Source organism: Sphingobacterium sp. LZ7M1, from assembly GCF_024296865.1.
Taxonomy (GTDB): Bacteria; Bacteroidota; Bacteroidia; order Sphingobacteriales; family Sphingobacteriaceae; genus Sphingobacterium.
In genome coordinates, this window is sequence record NZ_CP101134.1 from 2,129,167 (window position 1) to 2,152,451 (window position 23,285).

The 23,285-nt window shown below is 39.9% G+C and carries 19 protein-coding genes; 16 read left to right on the forward strand and 3 right to left on the reverse strand.

What is annotated here, in order from left to right; all coding sequences use genetic code 11:
• Positions 1-82 precede the first annotated feature (82 nt).
• Positions 83-2,545, forward strand: coding sequence for a phosphocholine-specific phospholipase C (locus tag NMK93_RS09065; protein WP_254530093.1), 2,463 nt, complete (start codon positions 83-85; stop codon positions 2,543-2,545).
• On the opposite strand, the gene NMK93_RS09070 is transcribed toward NMK93_RS09065, so the two are convergent.
• Positions 2,505-3,377 carry a universal stress protein gene (locus tag NMK93_RS09070; RefSeq protein WP_185217918.1) on the reverse strand — a complete coding sequence of 291 codons (873 nt, stop codon included), beginning with the start codon at positions 3,375-3,377 and terminating at the stop codon, positions 2,505-2,507. The two genes, NMK93_RS09065 and NMK93_RS09070, sit on opposite strands and share 41 nt — an antisense overlap.
• 181 nt (positions 3,378-3,558) lie before the next feature.
• On the opposite strand from NMK93_RS09070, the gene NMK93_RS09075 reads away from it, so the two are divergent.
• The gene (locus NMK93_RS09075; protein WP_254530095.1) at positions 3,559-6,234 is read left to right on the forward strand and encodes a cation-translocating P-type ATPase; all 2,676 of its coding nucleotides are present in this window, start codon (positions 3,559-3,561) and stop codon (positions 6,232-6,234) included.
• A 4-nt stretch (positions 6,235-6,238) separates the two neighbouring features.
• Here NMK93_RS09075 and NMK93_RS09080 read toward each other — a convergent pair whose 3' ends face one another.
• The gene (locus NMK93_RS09080; RefSeq protein WP_254530097.1) at positions 6,239-6,742 is read right to left on the reverse strand and encodes a thermonuclease family protein; all 504 of its coding nucleotides are present in this window, start codon (positions 6,740-6,742) and stop codon (positions 6,239-6,241) included.
• A 348-nt stretch (positions 6,743-7,090) separates the two neighbouring features.
• Here NMK93_RS09080 and NMK93_RS09085 point away from each other — a divergent pair, with 348 nt between their 5' ends.
• From NMK93_RS09085 to NMK93_RS09125, 10 genes are all read left to right on the forward strand, one after another.
• Positions 7,091-8,434: a sigma-54 dependent transcriptional regulator gene (locus NMK93_RS09085; RefSeq protein ID WP_254530099.1), complete on the forward strand. Its 1,344-nt coding sequence runs from the start codon at positions 7,091-7,093 to the stop codon at positions 8,432-8,434.
• Positions 8,435-8,759: 325 nt separating this feature from the next.
• Positions 8,760-9,119, forward strand: a complete 360-nt coding sequence (locus NMK93_RS09090) for a hypothetical protein (RefSeq protein WP_185211984.1) — start codon at positions 8,760-8,762, stop codon at positions 9,117-9,119.
• Between the two features lie 92 nt (positions 9,120-9,211).
• Positions 9,212-9,547 (forward strand): hypothetical protein, encoded by a 336-nt coding sequence (locus tag NMK93_RS09095; protein WP_185211985.1) that lies wholly within the window; start codon positions 9,212-9,214, stop codon positions 9,545-9,547.
• A 4-nt stretch (positions 9,548-9,551) separates the two neighbouring features.
• Complete coding sequence (locus NMK93_RS19815) at positions 9,552-9,629, forward strand: potassium-transporting ATPase subunit F (protein WP_185212105.1); 78 nt, start codon at positions 9,552-9,554, stop codon at positions 9,627-9,629.
• 21 nt (positions 9,630-9,650) lie between these two features.
• Positions 9,651-11,339 (forward strand): potassium-transporting ATPase subunit KdpA, encoded by a 1,689-nt coding sequence (kdpA, locus tag NMK93_RS09100; RefSeq protein ID WP_254530120.1) that lies wholly within the window; start codon positions 9,651-9,653, stop codon positions 11,337-11,339.
• Positions 11,340-11,355: 16 nt separating this feature from the next.
• Positions 11,356-13,365 (forward strand): potassium-transporting ATPase subunit KdpB, encoded by a 2,010-nt coding sequence (kdpB, locus tag NMK93_RS09105; protein ID WP_254530102.1) that lies wholly within the window; start codon positions 11,356-11,358, stop codon positions 13,363-13,365.
• 6 nt (positions 13,366-13,371) lie between these two features.
• The gene (locus NMK93_RS09110; protein WP_254530104.1) at positions 13,372-13,959 is read left to right on the forward strand and encodes a K(+)-transporting ATPase subunit C; all 588 of its coding nucleotides are present in this window, start codon (positions 13,372-13,374) and stop codon (positions 13,957-13,959) included.
• Positions 13,949-15,028, forward strand: a complete 1,080-nt coding sequence (locus tag NMK93_RS09115; RefSeq protein WP_254530106.1) for a porin — start codon at positions 13,949-13,951, stop codon at positions 15,026-15,028. Before NMK93_RS09110 ends, NMK93_RS09115 begins: the two co-directional genes overlap by 11 nt.
• 13 nt (positions 15,029-15,041) lie before the next feature.
• On the forward strand, positions 15,042-16,166 hold the full coding sequence (locus NMK93_RS09120; protein ID WP_254530108.1) for a sensor protein KdpD: 1,125 nt from the start codon (positions 15,042-15,044) through the stop codon (positions 16,164-16,166).
• Entirely contained in the window at positions 16,163-17,875 is a 1,713-nt protein-coding gene (locus tag NMK93_RS09125; protein WP_185211990.1) for an ATP-binding protein, read from the forward strand. The genes NMK93_RS09120 and NMK93_RS09125 overlap by 4 nt, the downstream gene beginning before the upstream one ends.
• Here the strand turns inward: NMK93_RS09125 and NMK93_RS09130 are convergent.
• Positions 17,872-18,183, reverse strand: coding sequence for a hypothetical protein (locus tag NMK93_RS09130; protein WP_214648481.1), 312 nt, complete (start codon positions 18,181-18,183; stop codon positions 17,872-17,874). The genes NMK93_RS09125 and NMK93_RS09130 overlap by 4 nt on opposite strands.
• Before the next feature lie 661 nt (positions 18,184-18,844).
• On the opposite strand from NMK93_RS09130, the gene NMK93_RS09135 reads away from it, so the two are divergent.
• The 4 genes from NMK93_RS09135 (at position 18,845) to NMK93_RS09150 (ending at position 23,025) form a co-directional block, all read left to right on the forward strand.
• Positions 18,845-19,027, forward strand: coding sequence for a hypothetical protein (locus tag NMK93_RS09135; RefSeq protein WP_139185432.1), 183 nt, complete (start codon positions 18,845-18,847; stop codon positions 19,025-19,027).
• A 39-nt stretch (positions 19,028-19,066) separates the two neighbouring features.
• Complete coding sequence (locus NMK93_RS09140) at positions 19,067-20,683, forward strand: hypothetical protein (RefSeq protein ID WP_254530110.1); 1,617 nt, start codon at positions 19,067-19,069, stop codon at positions 20,681-20,683.
• Positions 20,684-21,229: 546 nt separating this feature from the next.
• Positions 21,230-21,919 (forward strand): hypothetical protein, encoded by a 690-nt coding sequence (locus NMK93_RS09145; protein ID WP_254530112.1) that lies wholly within the window; start codon positions 21,230-21,232, stop codon positions 21,917-21,919.
• A gap of 158 nt (positions 21,920-22,077) precedes the next feature.
• Positions 22,078-23,025 carry a DUF5106 domain-containing protein gene (locus tag NMK93_RS09150; RefSeq protein WP_254530114.1) on the forward strand — a complete coding sequence of 316 codons (948 nt, stop codon included), beginning with the start codon at positions 22,078-22,080 and terminating at the stop codon, positions 23,023-23,025.
• Positions 23,026-23,285: the final 260 nt, after the last annotated feature.

Genomic DNA, 23,285 nt, shown 5'->3' on the forward strand with positions numbered 1-23,285 from the left:
TGGTTAAATCTTAGGGTTAGAATGCCTATATTAAAGTTTAAACTGATTAAAATGATAGCTTTGCTGTCTAAACTAATTTTTAATGGATAATAGAAGAGAATTTCTAAAGAAAGCTTCGATGCTTGCAGGTTCCACAGCTGCCATAAACCTAATACCTGAATCAATACAAAGAGCCTTAGCCATTGATGCCAAACCAGGAAGTAGCTACTTGGATGCGGAACACATTGTTTTTTTAATGCAAGAGAACCGATCATTTGACCATTGTTATGGTACCTTGAAAGGTGTCCGTGGATTCAATGATCCTCGGGCCATGCGTCAACCCAGTGGTTTGCCGGTTTGGTACCAACAGAATAATAAAGCGGAGATCTATGCTCCCTTTCATTTAGATATTGAAAACACCAAGATTACCTGGATGGGAAGCCTACCACATGGCTGGCGCGACATGGTCGCCGCCCGCAATGAGGGGAAGATGGATACCTGGTTGGAAGCTAAACAAGCCGGAGATCCTGAGTACAAACATATCCCACTGACCATGGGCTATTTTGAAAGAAAGGACATTCCATTTTATTATGCTTTCGCGGATGCCTTTACGGTGTGTGATCAACATTTCTGTTCCTCCCTGACGGGTACCAGTGCCAATCGTTCCTATTTTTGGTCGGGTACAGTGCGAGAAGAACCCCATAATCCAGAATCTACGGCCCATGTCGATAATTCGCAGATCAATTACAAAGATGTGAGTTGGAAAACTTATGCAGAGCGATTGCAGGAAGCTGGAATTTCATGGAAGGTATATCAGAATGAATTGAGTCTGCCCGTTGGATTCGAAGGTGAAGAAGAGGATTGGTTGGCCAACTTTACCGATAATAACCTAGAATTCCATAAACAATATCAGGTAAAATTCCATCCAGCATATTATAGCTTTGCGCAGAAAAAAGTTAAGGAAATCGAGCATTTACTGACCGTAGCTAAATTTGCGAACCAAGAAGCCTATCAAAAGGTGGTGAATGAATTGGAAGGTTATAAAAAGGATGTAGAAAAATATTCAGCAGAGAATTTCAAGAAATTAAGCAAGCAAGAGCAAGAAATCCATCTTCGTGCCTTTGCGACCAATACAAATGACCCGAATTACCATAAGCTTTCCAAGATCAAGGGGCAAGATGGGGTCGAGATAGAAGTGCCTAAGGGTGATGTTTTTCATCAGTTCCGCGAGGATGTGAAATCAGGAAACCTGCCTGCAGTATCTTGGTTGGTAGCGCCATGTCGCTTTTCGGATCATCCAGGATCACCATGGTACGGTGCTTGGTATGTTTCTGAAAGTTTGGATATCCTGACTGCCAATCCCGAAGTATGGAAGAAAACCATCTTTATCCTGACCTATGATGAGAATGATGGTTACTTTGATCATATTGCGCCTTTTATTTCACCATTGAGCAGTAAAAAGGAAACTGGTGCAGTTCCAAAAGGGATGAATACAGCAGACGAATATGTAACCGTAGAGCAAGAGAATAAGAGAACAGGAAGGGAAACCGGGGTTCATGATAGTCCAATAGGATTAGGATATCGTGTGCCTTTGGTCATTGCCTCACCATGGTCAAAAGGCGGGTGGGTAAATTCGGAAGTATGCGACCATACCTCGACCTTGCAGTTTTTAGAGCATTTTATCCAGAAAAAATATAAGAAAGAAGTCAAGGAGACAAACCTGACCGATTGGAGAAGACTGATCTGTGGAAACCTAACATCTTCCTTCAGACCGATTCCAGAAAATCAGTGTCCGACCATTGATTTTGTCAACAGGGATCAATATGTAGAACGGATTTTTTCAGCAAAGGATAAGTCCATTCCTGGTAACTTCAAGGCCGTTAACCCTGATAGTCTTTCCAAAATTAAGAATAACCTTTCCTTTAATACCGGTTTAGGATTGCAAGAGAAAGGAACAAAACCAGCCTGTGCCATTCCTTATGATATGGATGTGAACCTATCTGTGGAGGGAGGGAAATTATACTTCCATTTTGGCCTCTATGGAAACCTAAGCCATAGTAAAACGGTAGGAGTACCCTTTCAATTGATTTCGCATACCGCCTATGGTGCGAAGAACGAAATCGGGAGAACCTGGAATTTTGCTGTTAAAGCTAAAGAAGAGTTGGTTTACAGCATAGATCTTTCCGATATAAAAAATGATACCTTCTGTTTCTCCGTACATGGGCCGAATGGATTCTATAGAGCATTCAAAGGGAAGGTGAAGTCAGCATTTCCAACCCTAAAATCTGTAAGCGGCCATGCGAATATGGGTTTCCAATTGGAATTGAAAAACAGTACCGTGGACCTGAAAGTACAGGATCCTTCCTATGGACATTCGCCAAAGATCCTTGCTGCTCGTAAAAGCAAAAAAGAGAATTGGAAATTGGATCAATCCAATGGCTGGTATGATTTTGAGGTTACATCGGATCAAGATCCAGACCTATTCATTAAATATGCAGGTCATATAGAAAATGGCAAAGCAAGTATTACTGATCCCTTAATGGGTGGAGAAAATATTCTCGCATAAAGAAGCTCGGTACAGTCAGTTCATTGGCAATTGATTTTGTCAAACTTTTAGAAAATAAATTAGCAAAGAAGCTTTTCCTGGTATAAGTAAGAAGGAGTAAATCTACTCCTTCTTCCAGGATCATTTGCTCGATGCAATAGGGGATTGGTTGTTTGACATCAATCCTATTGATCATCTGTTTACTTTTGAACGTGACTGAATTCACGCCTGTATGTTTAAGCATCTTTTCTTCCCAATATAGTATAGTGTTCTGGTCATTGCTTTTATTGGACTCGAGCACATGCAAAAGTGTCAAGTCAATTGCAGGACTTGTTCTATGGATAAAACTATCGATGAGGTCAAATTCTGTAGCCTGGAAATTGGTCAGCATCCCGATATTTTCCAGTTTAAAGTCCTGATATGATTCAGGAACGGCAATTACTCCAATTGGGGATTCCTGGATAATTTCGAAGGTATTGCTGCCAAACACCAATCCCTTTAATCCGCTAGCACCTTTTGTACCCATAATGATGAAGGGTGCATTGTTTTCCGTAGCTACCTTTAAAATTGTTTCCGTCAAATTTCCGTCGATACATGCGGTAGTCAATCCAAGATTAGGAAAATCAGTTTTTATCCTGTTTTCCAGTTTCAGCATTTCACCTATGGAAGCATCTTCATTGTGTTTCGCTACGGCTTCATTGAATTCTGATGTGGCAAGCAGTCTATCAAACTTTTGATATACATGGAGTACATGAATATCCCAGTTAAATTTGATGGCTAGGTTTGCGGCATATTTAATGGCTACCCATGCGTTTTCAGAAAAGTCGGTTGGAATTAAAAGTGCGTTTTTCATAATACTATCGGTAGGATGAGTGTATCCCAAATATAGCCAAAAGAAAGGCCTGAATCAAGTTTTACCCCTGGAAGGGCAGTTTAGTGTCCCATATTAACTAAAATGCTGAGTGAAAGTGATTGAAATCATCGAAAGAAAGATGATTTAGAACTATTTTTGGGTTTAGGGTATTTACTATAATATGGCAGAAGAACAAAAATCGATAAGCAACAATAGTTATTCATTAAGTGTGGAAGAGTCTCTTCAGAACATGGGCGTAAATCCATCGGAGGGTCTGAGTGGTCCGGAAGTAGAAAAGAGGTTGCAGGAATATGGCAAGAACAAACTTCAGGAACAGAAACGGAAATCCATTTTTCGCATATTCTTTGAACAGCTGAATGATGCGCTGATCTATGTTCTTTTTGCCGCTGTAGGGATTACCTTTTTTATGGGTGAATATACCGATGGTATCATCATTTTGATCGTCATATTGATCAATGCCTTTCTGGGACTCTTTCAGGAAGTGCGGGCAAACAATGCCATTGATGCTTTGAGAAACCTTTCCCATCCAAAAGCTATTGTGAGAAGAGAAGGAAAGGTTTTGGAGATTGATTCTGAGCTATTGGTTCCTGGTGATATTGTGATGCTGGAGGCAGGCCGATATATACCTGCTGATTTACGCTTGATTGAATCCGCGAATCTTCAGATTGATGAATCTGCCCTTACGGGAGAATCTGTTGCTGCTGAAAAAGATGCAGGGGCAAAATTTGATGAAGAATACATCCCATTAGGAGATCGGATCAACTTGGCTTATATGTCAACTTTGGTGACCTATGGGCGAGGAGTTGGTTTGGTAATCGGAACTTCCAATCAGACCGAGGTTGGAAAAATTGCTGGTTTTCTGGATACTGGGGAAACGGAGGAGACACCATTGGAGATCCGTCTGGACCATTTAGGCAAAACTCTGGGTAAAGTGGCCATTGGTATCTGTGTGGTCATATTTATAATATCTTATTTCCAGGGCAGAGACTTGACGGAGATGTTCCTGACTTCGGTTTCCTTAGCGGTTGCTTCCATTCCGGAGGGTCTAGCTGCCATTGTTGCGATCGTGCTGTCCATCGGGGTTACTAAAATGGCCAAGCAAAATGCCATTATCAAGAAACTTCCGGCAGTAGAGACCCTAGGGTCGGTAACCATCGTCTGTTCTGATAAGACTGGGACATTGACCCAAAATAAGATGACGGTTCAGGAAGCTTTTACCTTTAGTGATGATTTGATCTCCGTGGATGATGAAGGTGAGAATACTTTTGAAGAAAACCTATTGGCTGAAGCCATGGTACTAGCATCCGATGCAACGCTTGAAGAAGATAAACAGACTGGTGATCCAACGGAAGTTGCTTTACTGGCTTTGGCTGATCAATGGGAAATGGACAGGAAGGAACTTCAGAGCAATCAACCACGGGTGGATGAGTTAGCCTTTGATTCGGATCGGAAAATGATGTCGACCCTGCATAACCATGATTCTAAATATATTTTGTATACCAAAGGTGCTGTGGATAGCCTTCTTCCTCACTGTCAATATATTATTCAAAATGAAGAATTACATCCCATAACGGAAGAACATAAAAAGCAGATCACTGATGCCGTGGAGGCGATGTCTACTAAAGCATTGCGGACATTAGCAGTAGCTTTTAAGGAGAGTGATTCCAAAATAGAGAAGGAGGAGTTTGAAAAGGACCTGGTCTTTATTGGGCTGGTCGGAATGATTGACCCTCCAAGGAAGGAAGTGAAGGACTCCATAGAAAAGGCGAAAGAAGCTGGGGTGACAACCATTATGATTACCGGTGACCATGGCAATACAGCATTTGCCATTGCGAAGGAATTAGGGATTGCCGAAAATTTTGATCAGGTTACAACAGGGAAAGAGATCAACTCTATTTCCTACGAAGAACTGGAATCACATATTGCTGATTACCGGGTATTTGCTAGGGTTTCTCCTGAACATAAGGTCAATATCGTCAAAGCATTCAAATCGAAAGGAAACATTGTTTCCATGACCGGAGATGGGGTAAATGATGCGCCTTCCTTGAATGCTGCCGATATCGGGGTTGCCATGGGGATTACAGGGACAGATGTTGCCAAGAACGCATCGGATATGATCCTTGCGGATGATAACTTCTCGACAATCATTGGGGCGATAGAGCAAGGCAGAAATATCTATAATAATATCAAGAAATCGGTCGTGTTTTTATTGGCAAGTAATTTGGGCGAGGTGATTACCATGTTGGTGACCATCGTGGCGGGCTTGCCTGTTCCGTTATTGGCGACACAATTGTTATGGATCAATCTAATCACCGATACCTTGCCAGCAGTTGCCTTAGGGATGGATCCGGGTGATCCGAATGTGATGAAGGAGAAGCCCAGGGAATTAAATGAAAACTTTTTTTCACATGGCGGTACGCAAAGGGTTATCGTAGCGGGAATTTTGATCGGCCTATTGACGGCAGCAGCGTTTTTGATCGGTTATTTTGAACATGGCTACAACCCATTTAAGGATCAAATTCCTGAAGATATACATTCCTATGCACGGACTATGGCTTTCTTGACCATTATTGCCTGTCAATTGTTTTATTCCTTGTCATTTAGGAGCGAGAGCAAATCCATCTTTAAGGTTGGAATATTCTCAAATAAGTATTTAGTGTTTGCAATTATCCTAGGATTTGCCTTGCAGTTATTGGTGCTGTTTGTTCCAGTGTTGAGGGAGTCCTTTAAATTGCAAATTATTGGGCTTAATGATTGGCTAAAAGTTTTAGGATTTGGTTTGGTGCCACTCTTTGTCAATGAATTATTTAAGCTGATTAGAAATAAAGCCAATTAGAATTCTATTTGGCTTTCAATCTCTGTTGCTGTCTCTTGATTTTTCGGAATTCCCAAGGGGCAGTAACTGTCTTAAGGGACCAAATATTCATTTTATTAAGCTTTGCTTTAGCTTCAGCAAGTGCATATTCTTCTGATTGGTCAAATTGTGTGAAATGCCAAGCAAGACCAACCTTTAATAGGCTTAAATTTACCTCCAGACCATCAACATATATTTTGCCAATGGCACGTTTGTAATGGTCGTAATCCAGGATGGCTACTTCTACCTGTTTTTGGAAGCAGAGCTGACCTGCATAATCTTTAGCCACCTGATAATAATCCTGACCTTTCTCTGGGCTATCAATTCCATGGAGCCTAATCCTGTGCTGCTGGTTTAGACTGTCCAAAACTGTCATCGTATCCCCATCTGAGATTTTTACCACTTTGCCCTTTAGCAATTCCTGACTGAAGGAAGATTGGGAAATCATTAAAAGCAGGAAGGATATGCTCAGTAGATGTTTGAATGTCATGCTGCAAAAATAGCAATCAATTCCACCTTACAAACCGCATAGCAGGAATATTACCATCTGTATAGTTTAATGCATTTGTAGTTAGAAGGATAGTTTTTTTATATGCCTGAATAAGCAACAGGGCTGAGTTGTTAAATTATGTTAAGATTGGCAAGGGTTGACGCGATTTGCTTTTGAGTTGCGTTATATCATCAACAAAGTAAAAAAGTAAAAAAAAGAAATTTCATAATTTAGGTTAATAATTGGTTTGATAAAATCCTGAGGCTCCCCGCCTTGGGATTTTTCTATTATTTTGACAATTTAGCTCCATATGTTGTAAATACTAATTAGTAAATACTAATTTAGACCATGCTAAAGAAGATTTTGCTTATTGATGATGAGGATAAACTACGCCAATTACTCGCTAGGATTATCCAATTGGAGTGGGATGATCTGGAAGTTTTTCAGGCGGCCAATCTCAAGGCTGGTTATCAGATCCTAAAAACCAAAGAAATCGATGTGGTTTTGTGTGATGTGAAGCTTCCAGATGGGAATGGGGTAGAAGCAGTTCTGGAAATCAAGAAGCTACAACCCTTGGCCGAAGTTTTATTGATGACAGCATTTGGGCAAATTGCCGATGGTGTACAAGCCATTAAAAACGGTGCTTTTGATTATATGACCAAAGGAGATGATAACAATAAAGTCATTCCATTGATCAATAAGGCTTTTCAAAAGGTAGAAATGGCGAAACGCTTGATGCAACTGGAGGAGAAAGTTGGTAAGAAATATTCCTTTGATCAGGTCGTAGGGAAATCTAAAGAATTGCAAAATGCGATATCCCTTGGCAAGAAGGTTGCCCAGACTGATGCCACAGTTTTATTGTTAGGTGAAACGGGCACGGGGAAGGAAGTGTTTGCACAAGCAATCCACTATGATAGCAAGCGGAATTCGAAATCCTTTGTTGCCTTAAATTGTTCTGCAGTGAGCAAGGACCTTTTAGAATCGGAATTGTTTGGCCATGTGGCCGGAGCATTTACCGGTGCACTGAAAGATAAAAAAGGATTGTTTGAGGAAGCCAATCAAGGAACCTTATTCTTGGATGAAATAGGTGAAATGCCCATTGAACTGCAAGCAAAACTATTGCGGGTACTGGAAACGGGAGAATTCCTGAAAGTAGGGGAAAGTAGACCAACGAAAGTCAATGTTCGCGTTATTGCCGCAACCAATAGAAACTTGGAACAGGAAGCTGAGGAAGGAATGTTTCGATCTGATCTCTATTATAGGCTTTCGGTATTCACGATAACCCTACCTTCTCTAAAGAATCGTACATCTGATATTCCGTTGTTAGTGAAACATTTTGTGGCTCTCCAAGCTGCAAAATTGAATATGCCTGTTCCAAAAATAGATGATTCCTATATTGATTTACTGCAAAAGCATACCTGGAAAGGTAATGTCCGGGAGCTTAAAAACAGTATCGAAAGAAGTTTGATTCTCATTGAAGGTGATACGCTGGATGCGAACGCTTTGCCCTATGAGTTTTGTATGCAAGAAGGTACTTCCAATAGCTTATCAGCTATGGCACTCGCCGAAATGGAACGTAAGCATATCCAAAAGGTTTTGGCCTTTACGAAAGGAAACAAGACCGAAGCTGCACGTTTGTTGGAAATCGGAGTAGCTACCTTGTATAGAAAAATTGAGGAGTACAAGATCTAGTATTTAGTAGTTAGTATTTAGTATTTAGACAGGTGTATCATCTCTAGAAAGGGATGACTGAAATTCTATTCATATGTTTTTGTAGTATAATCTTGGTTTATCCTCAAATCTTATGCATCCTGGTTCATTCCATGATCTTGGTTTATCCTCGAATCCCATTCATCCTGGTTCTCAAAATGATAACAACCCTATCAAAATGATAGGGTTTTTTATTGCCTATATTTTCCTGTTTTAATTTATCCTGTTGATAAGTAGTTAGTTAGGGGTTTGTTTCATTCGCTGGAATAGAGATTGGCATCTAGGGTCAAATATGATTTTTTTTATTATGGAAAAGATTACATCCCAAGAGATGGCAAATTATGTAGGAAGGCATATCCGGAAATTATCACCACGGCTGAAGAGTCTAAAATCTGAAGGTAATGTGGCTGCGGTTATGCAGGTGATCGTGAGTTATATGCGCGAATTATGTCAAAGGAAAAATTTCCGATATGTGCAGCGGATATTAGCCTGCGTAGGTATCCTATATCAGAAAGGTGATCAGCAGATCAGGCAACATGTGGAGTATCTGTTTATGCACTGCTTAACGAGAATGGACCATTTGTGCAGTTCCAAGCAATGGAGCAAGATTATCTCAGAGCTCCCTCAAGGTCTTAAGGAAGTTTACATCATTCAACACATCAAGTAACATGATATTAACCGTAGCATTATTGATTTTGGGCATTGTCTGCTTTGCTCTATTCTTCAAATCAGTTGATTTTTTCGACAAAATCTAAGGACATGGAAAGTAAAATTATTTCAACCGTAAAAGCTTGGCTACCTCACTGTGTGAAGGGAGGGAAGCTGGAGTCAGAATATGAGGTTCTTCAACGTGTTGCTGAATATTGTTTGGCAAATTTTGAAGGCTCTTCAGATGAACAGCAAATGACCCGTGAAGCATTGCATGTCATAGGGATTTTGTATGGCGGGGGATCTTTGCATGTGAAGAATGCCATTGAGAATGAGTTTCTGGAACGAATGGCTTCCATGGAATCTCCGGCAAGCTTAAGGAAACATCTTACCTTTTTCCCAAAGGAAATGAGGTCAGTTTATGTAAAAACTATTATAGAAAATTAGAGATATGATCGCATTATTAATCGTCGCCATCATGGTTTTTTTGTACACCATGTATGTATTGTTGAATCCTGAAAAATTTTAAGGAAAAGAAAAAATGAATCTAATTAACACAGAAATATGGGGCGTTGTCTTAATGTTTATAGCAACTATCATCCTTGCTATACCCCTTGGTAAATATATCGCCAATGTTTTTTCCGATAAACCTAGTTTCTTGGATAAAGTTTTTGGTCCGGTCGAAAAAGGGATTATGCGACTTTCAGGTGTTGACTTTAAGAAGGAAATGACCTGGAAGGAACATTTAGTCGCTCTATTGACCATCAACTTAGTCTGGTTTGTTGTAGGGATGTTGGTCTTGATGTTTCAAGCTTATCTCCCTTTAAATCCTGATGGTAATCCGAATATGTCGTCAGACTTAGCATTTAATACCGTCATTTCCTTTTTGGTAAACTGTAATCTTCAGCATTATTCAGGGGAAACGGGTTTAAGCTATTTATCCCAAACTGGATTGATGTTCCTTCAGTTCGTGAGTGCAGGTATTGGGATTTCGGCTGCAATTGTACTGTTCAAGGCCTTTAAGGATAAGGGCAGTAAGCTGCTTGGTAATTTCTACGATATTTTCTTGAAATCATGTACTCGAATCCTATTGCCGATTTCATTTGTGGTAGCCTTGATCCTTGTTTTCCAAGGAACACCAATGACCTATGAAGGCAAGGAGAGCATGGTAAACCTTCAGGGTGATACCGTGGAAGTGTCAAGAGGACCAGTGGCTGCATTTGTTGCCATAAAACATGTGGGTACGAATGGGGGAGGTTTTTTCGGTGCGAATTCAAATCATCCCCTTGAGAACCCTAGCTATATTTCAAACATTGTCGAAATGATAGGGCAATTTGTGATTCCAGTGGCCATGGTATTTGCACTTGGCTTCTTCATAAATCGGAAAAAGCTTTCATGGATGATATTTGGAGTGATGACCATAGGTTTCTTATGCCTGGCTATTCCAAACGTCTTGATGGAAGCACAGGGAAGTCCTGCCATCGAACGATTGGGTGTGACGCAGGATTTGGGGGCCATGGAAGGAAAGGAAATCCGGTTTGGTGCGGCGGCATCAGGTTTCTGGTCGATTGTAACTACGGTAATTTCTACCGGTTCGATAAACTCCATGCATGACAGCAGTATGCCGCTTTCGGGAATGAATGAAATGTTGGCCATGATGATCAATGCCTTTTATGGCGGAAATGGCGTAGGGATCCTCAATTTCTTTGTATTCATTATCCTAGGGGTATTTATTTCTGGATTGATGGTAGGACGTACGCCAGAGTTCTTGGGTAAAAAGGTAGAGGCAAGGGAGATGAAAATTGCCATGATTGTAGCCTTGATCCATCCATTCCTGATTTTGATTGGGACCGCAATTGCTGCTGCCTATCCTAGTATTGGAGCAAGTACGACCAATGATCCTGGATTCCATGGTTTTTCTGAAATGCTCTATGAATTCACATCCGCTTCAGCGAACAACGGTAGTGGTTTTGAGGGATTAGGTGATAATACTTTATGGTGGAATATCAGTACCGGTATAGTGCTCTTGTTTGGTAGGTTCATTCCAATCGTTGGTCCAATTGCCATAGCAGGAATATTATCTGAAAAAAGATATATCCCAGAAGGTGCCGGAACCCTTAAAACCGATACAGCAAGTTTTGGATTTATGGTATTTGCCGTGATCGTGATTGTTGCTGCATTGGCGTTTTTCCCTGCTTTGACCCTAGGGCCAATTGCAGAGTATTTTTCTATTAAATAATTAATTGAGATTCAAAATGAAATCAAATAATCCATTCTTTGATACCGAGTTATTAAAAGTTGCTTTTAAACAGGCATTTATTAAGCTCAATCCTAAAGAAATGCTTCGTAACCCAGTCATGTTTACTGTTGAGGTGTGTACTGTGGTGATGTTAGTGGTATGTATTGCCATATTATTGGGAGATCAGTCGCAAGGTTCCTTCGGATATAACTTTATTGTCTTCCTTATCTTATTGATCACTTTATTGTTTGCGAATTTCGCTGAGTCCTTGGCAGAGGCTAGGGGAAAAGCTCAAGCTGATAGTTTGAGGAAAACGAGGGAGGAAACGCCAGCTAAATTGAAAGATGGCAGGATCATTCCATCTTCGCAATTGCAAAAAGGAGATGTGTTTGTCTGTACGGCGGGCGATATTATCGCCAGCGATGGGGAGATCATTGAAGGCCTTGCGACCATTGATGAGAGTGCTATTACAGGGGAATCAGCACCTGTCATTAGAGAGGCTGGGGGTGACCGTAGTTCCGTGACAGGTGGGACAAAAGTGTTATCTGATGAAATCGTTGTATTGGTTACCGCTACTGCGGGGGAGTCTTTTCTGGATAAGATGATTGCCTTAGTTGAAGGTGCCAAAAGACAGAAGACACCAAATGAGATTGCCTTAACCATTTTACTTGCTGGTTTTACCCTGGTTTTTATCCTGGTCTGTGTGACCCTGAAACCCTTTGCAGATTATTCTAATGTGCCTATTAGCATTGCAGCCTTCATATCGCTATTTGTCTGCCTTATTCCAACTACGATTGGCGGCTTGCTATCTGCAATCGGTATTGCTGGGATGGACCGTGCCCTAAGGGCGAACGTATTGACGAAGTCTGGTAGAGCCGTTGAAACAGCTGGCGACGTGGATGTATTGCTATTGGATAAGACCGGAACCATTACCATTGGTAATAGAAAGGCTACGAAGTTTCATCCTGCAATAGGTGTTGATTCGGCGGAATTAATCCGTGCAGCGACATTGAGTTCCATGAGCGATGAGACTCCTGAGGGGAAGTCTATAGTCGAATTAGCAGGTCTAGATTTGGCGCCCTTTAGATTGCAGGAATCCAAATTTATCAAATTCACTGCAGAGACAAGGTGTTCAGGGCTGGATATCGCCAATCAGCGGATCCGAAAAGGTGCCACTGATGCCATTAAAAAACTGGTTGAATCTGCAGGCAATAATTTTCCGGAGGATGTCATAAAAACGGTGGAAAGCATTTCCGGGAATGGTGGGACGCCATTGGTTGTCTCTGAAAATGAAAAAGCCTTGGGGGTCGTTGAATTACAGGATATCATCAAACCAGGTATTTCAGAACGTTTTGAGCGTTTGAGGAAGATGGGAATCAAAACGGTTATGGTGACTGGTGATAACCCTTTGACCGCAGAATATATCGCTAAAAAGGCTGGGGTAGATGATTTTATTGCTGAAGCGAAGCCTGAAGATAAGATGAACTACATCCGTAGGGAGCAAGGTGAAGGTAAGTTGGTGGCCATGATGGGGGATGGAACCAATGATGCGCCAGCATTAGCGCAAGCCGATGTGGGTGTTGCGATGAACAGCGGTACTCAAGCGGCCAAGGAAGCTGGTAATATGGTGGATCTGGACAATGACCCAACCAAACTAATTGAGGTCGTAGAAATCGGTAAACAGCTATTGATGACCAGAGGAACATTGACCACTTTCAGTATAGCTAATGATGTTGCTAAGTACTTTGCCATCATTCCAGCTCTGTTTGTTGCCATGATCCCTGCATTGGCTCCACTAAATATCATGAAGTTGAGCAGCCCTGAATCAGCAATCCTTTCAGCTATTATTTTCAATGCTATCCTGATTCCTATGTTGATTCCTTTGGCCTTGAAAGGTGTGGCCTATAAACCTATCGGTGCATCCGCTTTATTGCGTAGAAATATTTTGATCTACGGTTTTGGAGGATTGATTGTGCCATTCATTGGTATCAAATTGATCGATCTATTATTAACAGTATTTATTTAAACAGAAATGAAAACACATATTTTACCGGCAATTAAGATGAGTATCTTAACTTTTATTTTACTTGCTATACTATATCCATTTGTTGTGTGGGCAATCGCTCAATTGAGTCCTAATCAAGGAAAAGGCTTTCTTGTAGAAGGAAATGGAAAATCATATTATAAAAATATCGGACAGCAGTTTACAGAAGATCAATACTTCTGGTCTAGACCATCAGCTGTAGATTATAATGCTGCAGGATCTGGTGGCAGTAACAAAGCAGGTTCTAACCCAGAATATATACAGGAAGTGGAGGGCAGGATCGAACATTTTTTGGCACATAACCCGGATATGAACAAAAAACAGATTCCAACCGAAATCGTTACAGCAAGCGGAAGCGGTCTTGACCCCCATCTTTCTGTTAATGCTTTGGAAATTCAGGTTCCTCGGATTGCTAAGTTAAGAGGTTTGGAAGAACCTGCATTAATGGAACTGATCCAGGAAAAGACTGAGAAGCCATTATGGGGTATGTTTGGTCCCGAGAAAGTGAATGTATTGGCGCTAAACTTAGCATTAGACGAAATGGCCAATAAGAAAGGAGTTCAAGATGCTCAATAAATTTCTTTGCTCTGCTGCTGGCTTTTTAAGTATTAGTCTTGTTGAGGCACAGGAAATCTCCGATTCATTGAAATCGAACCTGACAATCTCCGGTTATATCGAATCGTATTATACCTATGATATCAATAAACCTGAGGACCACAAAAGGCCGTCATTTATTTATAGCCATAACCGTAGCAATGAGTTTTCTGTTAATCTGGCGATGCTCAAAGCAGCGTATAATGGGGAAAGGGTTAGAAGTAACTTGGCTATTGCTGTTGGGAGTTATGTGAATGCTAATTATGCTGGAGAAGAGGGGGTTTGGAAAAATGTGTATGAGGCCAATGTAGGTTTTAAACTTTTAGAGAACCATGAACTCTGGATCGATGCAGGTGTTTTGCCTTCTCATATAGGAGGGGAAAGTGCGATAGGTCTGGATAATATTAGCTTGAGCAGGAGCCTAGCAGCGGAGAATTCTCCTTATTTTGAAACAGGAGCAAGACTTTCCTATACCACGAAGGATTCCAAACTATATTTAGCTGCCGTTGCATTAAATGGCTGGCAAAGAATACAGTTGCCAAATACAAGTAAAAATATGTCCTTCGGGCATCAGATCCAGTATAAGCCAGTTGAATCTGTTGTTTTGAACAGTAGCTCGTATATAGGTGATGAAGGCTCAGACAGCTTAAGGTTTTTTCATGATTTATATGTTCAAGTTGCGGTAAACGAAAAGATGAATATCTTAGCAAACTGGGATTACGGGATGCAGAAGCAACCGCTCCTTTCAAAAAATTACCATTGGTGGAATGCAGGAATCCAAGCAAATTATGCCATTGGTCCTAAAGTTAAAATGAATGCACGATTGGAGTATTTTAATGATAAGGATGGGGTAGTGTTCGGAAGGTATGGAGAGGTAGGGACAAACATTCTTGGCTATTCTGCAGGATTTGATGTAGACTTGTATAAAGGATTGATCTGGAGAACCGAAGTCAGGAATTTGAATTCCTCTGAAAAAGTGTTTGTGAACAACCAATCTGAATTAAAAAGCAATAGTACTACAATCAGCACTGCCTTAGGTTGGCGATTCTAATCAGTTATTTAAAATGGAAGAACAACGTAAATCGGCCGAACACTTTCTGGAACTGATCAAACAGTCCAGAAGAGGAAAATTTAAGATCTATTTAGGGATGTGTGCTGGTGTTGGGAAAACCTACAGGATGCTGCAGGAATCGCATAACCTATTAAGGAATGGTATTGATGTGCAGATAGGTTATATTGAAACCCATAATAGAGAGGAGACTGTTGCACAATTGGCCGGTTTGCCGTTGCTTCCAAGAAAGAAAATATACTATAAAGGCAATGAGTTAGAAGATCTAGACGTCGATCTGGTTTTGCAGAAACATCCTGAGGTTGTGGTGGTGGATGAACTTGCCCATACGAATGTTCCGGGAAGCAAAAACGAAAAACGTTGGCAGGATGTAATGGAACTGCTGGATGCTGGCATAAATGTAATATCAGCCGTCAATATCCAACATCTGGAAGGTCTACAGGCAGATGTTGGTGATTTGTTATCTGTTCCAGTCTATGAGCGCATTCCAGATCGGGTAATTCAGTCAGCAGATGAAATAGTCTTTGTTGATATCTCAGTTGAGGACCTAATCGGTCGATTAAGGGAAGGTAAGATCTATACAAAGGAAAAGATTGAGACTGCGCTAAAGAATTTCTTTCAATCCGAGCAATTGCTTTTGTTGAGGGAGCTGGCTTTAAAAGAAGTTGCTGCCCATGCGATCAAAAAACATGAACGCGAAAAAAAACCAGATTCAAAGCGCAAGGCAGAAAGGTTTATGGTATGCATTGGAACAGATGAAAAAAAAGCCAAGAACCTGATTCGGAGAACAGCAAGGCTTGCGAGTTACTATCAAGCCGATTGGTTTGTCCTTTATATACAGACCCCAAAAGAGAGTACCGATAAAATAGCGCTCGATAAGCAACGTTATCTCATTAATAATTTTAAATTGGCGACCGAATTGGGTGGACAGGTTATCCAGGTCCAAGGGAAGGATGTACCGGAGAGCATCGTCGATCAAGTTCTTCGTATGGAGATCACGACTCTCTGTGTTGGTTGGCCATATTGGCCATTCCTCAGGATCCTTTGGTCCATGGGGATATTTAGAAGACTATTAAAGAAATTGGAAAAGATTCAAGTTGACATCATTATTCTATCATGAAAATTAAAGCTAAACTCTATTTAGGTATCGGATTGTTATTTCTAATGATCCTGATCCTTGCTGCGGTAAGCACCTTATTTGTCAGCTCCTTGAAGAAAGATACGGAGAACGTGCTTTCAGCAAACTACAATTCTGTGGAGTATGCCCGCAATATGCTAAAGGCTTCAGATGAAATGCATTTGAATAAAGAAGCCATAGCTCAATTGGAAAGCAATTTTGCTAGGCAGAAACAAAATGTAACTGAACAGGGTGAAAAGGACATCACCGAGAGGCTTTCCACGCAGTTGGCCCGCTTAAAGGAAAACCCAGACGATCCCATTGTAGGTCAGGAATTCCGTGCTGATTTGGTGAAACTGATGACCGTGAATATGGATGCCATTGTCATGAAAAGTGATCATGCCAAGGAAATGGCAAGCAATGCTTTCGTCCTGATTTCCGTTATTGGCGCACTCTGCTTCCTGATTGGTTTTGTATTATTTATCAATCTTCCAAGCAATATTGCCAATCCTATCAAAAAACTGACGGAAAGCATCTCTGAGATCGCCCGTCAAAACTATAAACAACGCTTATATTTCGAAGGAGATTCCGAATTCGTTGAACTGGCGAGCTCATTCAATAGTATGGCTGAACGACTTCAAGAGTACTCGAACAGTAAATTAGATCAGATCCTCGAAGAGAAGAAAAGGGTAGAAACCCTTGTCAATAGCATGCATGATCCTGTAATTGGTCTGGATGAGGACCGAAAGATCATCTTCATCAATGATGAATGCCTACAGGTTTCAGGACTAAAGCGCACAGACCTATTACATAGCAATATTGATGAATTGGTAAATCACAATGATTTGGTCCGTAATCTGATCGATGTAAATAATAGAGAGTCAACGCTAAAGATCTTTGCCGATAATAAGGAAAGTTATTTTGAAAAGGAGGTCATTCCTATGGAAATTACGCCTACAGGGGAATTGAAAAGCCAGAAGATAGGGGAGTTGATCGTACTGAAGAATATCACTGCCTTTAAGGAGATGGATGTGGCAAAGACCAATTTCATCGCAACGGTTTCGCATGAGTTACGGACTCCAATTGCATCCATACAGTTGAGCTCTGAGTTGCTTAAACATCCAAGAACAGGTTCATTGACCGATGAACAGAAAAAGCTATTAGAAGGAATTGAAGAGGATAGCCTTAGGCTATTACGGATAACAAGCGAATTATTGAATGTATCGCAGGTTGAAACAGGGAACATTAAGCTGTATTCCCAAATTTCGGACCCATTGCCAATTATTCAGTATGCATTAAATGCGACCAGGATGCAAGCCGAACAGAAGCATATTGAAATCAGCACTGAAATAGAAGAGGATATATCCAAGATATATGTGGATGAGGAAAAAACGGCTTGGGTGCTAACCAACTTTATCACCAATGCAATCAGGTATTCACCGGTGAACAGTAAGATTGTAGTATCCCTCAAAAAGGAAAATAAGCATTTATTGTTTTCCGTCAAAGACCATGGTAAAGGTATTGATGCGGCCTATCGTTCAAAGGTATTCGACCGATATTTCCAAATACCAGGCAGCGTACGTACAGGAACTGGACTGGGATTGTCGATTTCCAAAGACTTTATTGAAAATCAAGGCGGTAAAATTGGTGTCGAAAGTGAATTGGGAGTCGGAAGTACCTTTTATTTCAGGCTTCCAATGATAAACCCTTAATCAATCAAGTAAGTTTCAAAATGCGTAACATACTCTTCGAATTCTAGCAGGTATTTCTTGTCTTCCTTGTAATACCTTGCTTTTTCGAAGGTTTCTCCAGCAAATTCCTGGATGCTATTGACCGAATCCCATTCGGTAATGGTCATAAAATGGCAAATATCATGGTCAATCCTCCTCAAGACTTTGGTGGAAAGATTCCCCTTTATGCTTCTATAGTCCTTGATCCCTGTATCAAAAAGGTAATTTAAATATGCGTCCGCATCCTCCTTTTTGGTAATCCCATGCCAAATCCTAGTGATGATCTTCATGACTTCCTCCTTTCGTTGGTTTATTGACCTAATTTACTTAATTCCGTTCTCAAAATTGTTAGAACCTTCCTAAATACTTACCCAAAATAGGGCCAAATTGTTTGTTATGGCCTTTTTAGTTACAGAAATGGTGTCTTTTTTCATGAAAATATCGTTTAAACAAATGTAATTCTTGTCGTGCAATTAAAAATTAGCACTGCAACTATTTTCCCTTCCGAAATTTAATTCATAAACCTTTTGCCAGCTTAATATATTTTATTTGAGGTTAATGGGGTGTATAATTACTAAAACTTTTTGTTGTTGAAATCATTTTAAACCTTACTCAAGACGCTAATATTACTAAAATTAAACCTATTATTTATTTTCGGTTTATTGTAACAATTTGGTTGTAAGGTTATTACTACATAACCGAATTAATTAAATCTAATGATTGAATACCCTATAATGTTGCCATATTTTTGTGCCAATAAATAATGATAATTTATTATTATTTAAAGAATGAATCAATAATTAATTAACTGGCTTGGGAGAAGTCAAATGATGACAGAAGGGTTTAGAAGATGCTGTTAAAAAATCTTGGGGAACAGTATATCTATTTTATCAATAAATCAAAGATCCTTCAAAAGCAACCATGAGAATGGTTGGAAACAAAAAAATAACTATGAAAAAGAAAGTATTGGGTGCTTATGTATCACCAAAAATTGTGCTTTTAAAAATTGAACTCGAGCAAGGAATCCTTGCATCATCCGCAACTTTTACACCGGGCAACGGAACCAACGGGAATTACACTCCAGAAATTGATAACTGGATGGATTCTAAGGAAACCCATGAAATTGATTTATAGAATTAAGGGCAAAAAAATAAAATGAAATTATATCAAAAAATGTCAAATACAAGTCTTATTAGATTCTGTGTTTTAGGAGTTATCTCCTTAGGATTAATGACAAGTTGTGATAAGAATGCAGGTGCAGGAGACGGTGCCGATTCTGGAGCTGCAGCATCCCTAAGCATTCAGGTAGAGGGGATTGAAAACGAAATCGATACAAAAGCTAGTAAAGCTTCCAATTCAAGGAGTTCATCCCAATTGCCTACAGGTGTATTGGAAGAAAAAGATGTGACCTACAAAGAATTTGATGCTATTGTAAGACTGCAAGAAGATCAGGTCGCTGGAGACCGAACCGTTTCTAACAATCAGGTTGCAAAAGGAACAGCAGGAAAGTCAGCGACAAAAGCCCTTGCTATGGACCCAGGAATTAAATACAGATTACTGCTTTATAAAGACGGTAAATTTGTTACTTCCTTACATGCTCAGTCGGGTGTAGCTTCACATGTGGAAGTCGTGAAAGGTGAAGAGTATACTTGGTATGCATATTCGTATAATACGACTGATAACATTCCAGATGTGTCCAATCCAGCTGCTCCAGTAATTGAATCGGCAGTGGATAAACCGTTGCTTTATGCAAGCGGAACCGTAACGGTTACAGGTGCTGGAAATGTTGATAAGCCATTGCTAGTTAGGTTTGCGCACAGAACCTCAAAAATCGGCGCTGAACTGAGTGCTAGAGGGATGTTTGCTGGCTTGGAAAGCATTACGGCGAATTTTGCAGGAACAGATTATATCCAAAAAGGTACTTTAAATGTTCTTACCGGACAGTATGAAAGTATGACGGCAGTTGATGTTGGTAATCTTGTTTTTACCAATTTTAGTGTAAAAACAAAGGATACGATTAAAGTTGCTTCTTATTATACTGCTGCACAAACTCCAATCCCTGCAATGACTGTCAATGTACAAACCTTTACGATAAAATTAGATAAGGTCTTTAATGGCGTAGGGACACGTACATTCTCGACTCCATTCCAATTTTCAATGGACTTGCCAGACATGACATGGGGACATCGATTGACCAGTGCGATGGACTTGATTGAATCGGCCGTAACTGTAAATGGTATTCGTTGGTCAAGAGCTAACCTGTACTTTAGTGAGGCAGATAGAGCCTATCGTTTCAGACATCAGATCGAGCCTATATATGGCAGGGTTTCAGAGGAATATTGGAATTTTAAAGCTCCATTTCCGGGTGGTACCATTGGTGCCCAGGACCCTTGTACTCGAGTTTATCCTTTAGGAAAATGGAAAATGCCTAACAGGGCTGAGACTGACAAGCTGATTTCGCAAACTGGTTCTATTCGTCAATTGACTGATGATTATGTTGAATACGTAGCTACTGGAACAGCGGCTCCTTATCCTAGCAACAAAATGAGGGTTAATAAAATTGGCTATTTCCATGTTATTGCCGGAATATTTGGTGTAAATGAGGACGGTACTAATGGATATTTTTGGACCAGTGAAACAGGCTTCTTAGGTGGTGCCTTCACGGGAGTTTTTACCTATCGTGTTAGTGACGGAAGACAAAATGGGATTTTGGGAGGTGACTATGTCTGGGAACACTGGGCGGCATCCTCTTGGGGAGGGAACTTAAATACTCGATGTATCCGAAAATAATTTCATTCTATCCTAATTCATAATTTAGGGCTGTCGGCATGGACAGCCCTTTGCTGTTCTCCATTTAATATTCCTGATTCTCCCCAGTTTCCAAGTTAAAATTGACTGTAGATAAACATTTACAAAATCATTTAAAGTCAAACTCAATTTATTGTTAAATAAAAATGTTATGAGTAAATTCATGTCATAAAAAGACAAAATTGTTTCTTTCAGAACGTCTTCTTTGAATGTATTTTAAATATTTGATGAAAATATATAAAATCTTGATGTTTTAAAATTAATTAATAGTATAATTTTGAGATTCTGATAAATTTGCTCCTGTTAAAATAGCATGTATATTCGTAATGTTGTTCAGAGAGAAATTGAAAAAAATAGAATCACACTAACTATTAATTTTCAAAAATTATAGAAAAGTATTTAAGCTGGTTGTATAGTTTAAATGCATTACATTCAGAAGCGTCCGTAAAAAGAAGAAGCGATTTTTGTTTGCTAGTATATAAACTGATAGTAATAAAAAATCTTCTTTTTAATCATAAAACAACATTAATGAAAAAGTTAAGTAGTATTGTTTTTGCAACATTGTTTGCAGTTGTAGGTTTCGCGAAGGAACCAGTTAATGACACCCCTTGGAAAACACAATTCATAGCGAAGAAAGCTTTCCAAGAAAGTTCCGAATTGAATCATTGGTTTGTTGGTGCAAGTGTGGGCGGTCAAATATATTTTGGTGACCATGACAAACAACTTTCTGTCGGAAAAAGAATCACGCCTCAGTTTGAGGTGTATGGAGGGAAATGGATTAACGAAAAATTTGCAATTAGACTTGGGCTGAACGGTTTACATTACAAAGGTCTGACCCAAACTAAAATGTACACAACTGGTGAAGTTTTTCATTCTGGTCAATCATTGGAGTACCAAAAATTTAACTTCATTAATGTTCATGCAGATTTTATGTTCAATTGGACTAATGATGCATTGGGCTATGACCCAAATCGTTTGTACAATCTAATTCCTTACGTGGGTATCGGTTTCGGAGCCGTATTGTCTGATCCAGGATCACTGAAATTCAGTCCTAACCTTGGAGCGCTGCAAACTTTCCGATTAACTGATAAGTTAGATTTCACATTGGATATCAGGGGTAACCTGTATGGTGACGAATTCGATGGTGAAGTGGGAGGAAGGAATTTTGAAGGGGCCGTATCTACCTCGGTAGGTGTGAAGTATACCCTGAATAGGTAAGCTTAGATTCACTAACTATTAATAATTAGCCTTGATCTCGCCCGATTTCAAGGCTTCTCTTTTTTTATGCCTTCCAATCCCCAACAATCCTTCTTATTTTATCAAAAAAACTTACCTTGGCACAGTATTTCTAGTTAATGCCTTATAATAAATTGAATATGAAAATAAATAATATATTGACCTTAGGATTCCTTGCCGGATTTCTTTTATTGTCATCTTGTAACCAAAATACAAACTCGAAAAACAATGATGCCGAAGCCCTAGGTGAACCTACTGAAATTGCTGCCTATACCCCGCCAAAAGCTCCTGATAATATCCAAGGGGAGGAGGCAAAGATCACTTATGTATTCAACCATTTTTGGGACAACTTCAATTTTAGGGATACCAGCAAGCTTTTTGACCCTAATTATGGGGAACAAGCTGTCGCTGATTATATAGGACATTTTCCATTGGTGCAACCGGATACCCTGAAAGATGGAATAGAAAATCTGTTCAATGAAGCGAAGATCGAAAACTCAGTTTTTGAATTCTTTAAGTACCAATTTGACAACTATCTTGGCAATCCTAATTCCCCAATGCGAAATGATCAGTATTATGAAACTTTTTTAGACTATTTGATCGGGTCAGGTAAGCTATCTCCAGATGAAAAGATTAAATATGAAACATTATTGCCCCTGTTAAGGAAAAATAAGCCGGGCAGCACAGCCACTGATTTCAGTTTCCTTACAGCAGATGGCTCTATTTCTTCCCTAAATGAAATCAAAGCGCCATTTACCATGCTTATCTTTTATGAGCCTGGTTGTAGTACTTGTGAAGAGGCTATAGGTCAGATAAAATCTAACCCTGGCTTTAATGCTGTCCTTGAAAAAGGTGCCCTTAAGATTTTAGCGCTTTACCCTGATGGTAATAAGGAGATTTGGGAAAACTATCAAAAAAATATACCTAGCAACTGGATCAATGGCTTAGATGAAAATCAAACAGTCGTTACCAAAGGATTGTACATGATCAAAGCTACACCTACCATTTATTTAATGGATGAGAATAAAAAAGTCATATTGAAAGACACAAACTTGAATCAAGTCATCCAATTCTTCCAAAACATTTAGTGTTAAATAATATGTGTCTTTTAATGGTATGGTTAGATTGAACCAAGATGTTCGGGATTCGAGGATGGACCACGATCTGGGAATGAACCAAGATGTTCGGGATGAGGGGATCGGCTCCGCTCACCTATCGGATGGGCCAAGATCGTGTCCATCTTGTCGCTGGAAAGGTAGCCGATTTTGTAGGCCTTATGTTTGTATCTAGGACGTGCTAATACAAAGAGATAGCATAAGATTATTTGTTTATATTTTTATATAACCAA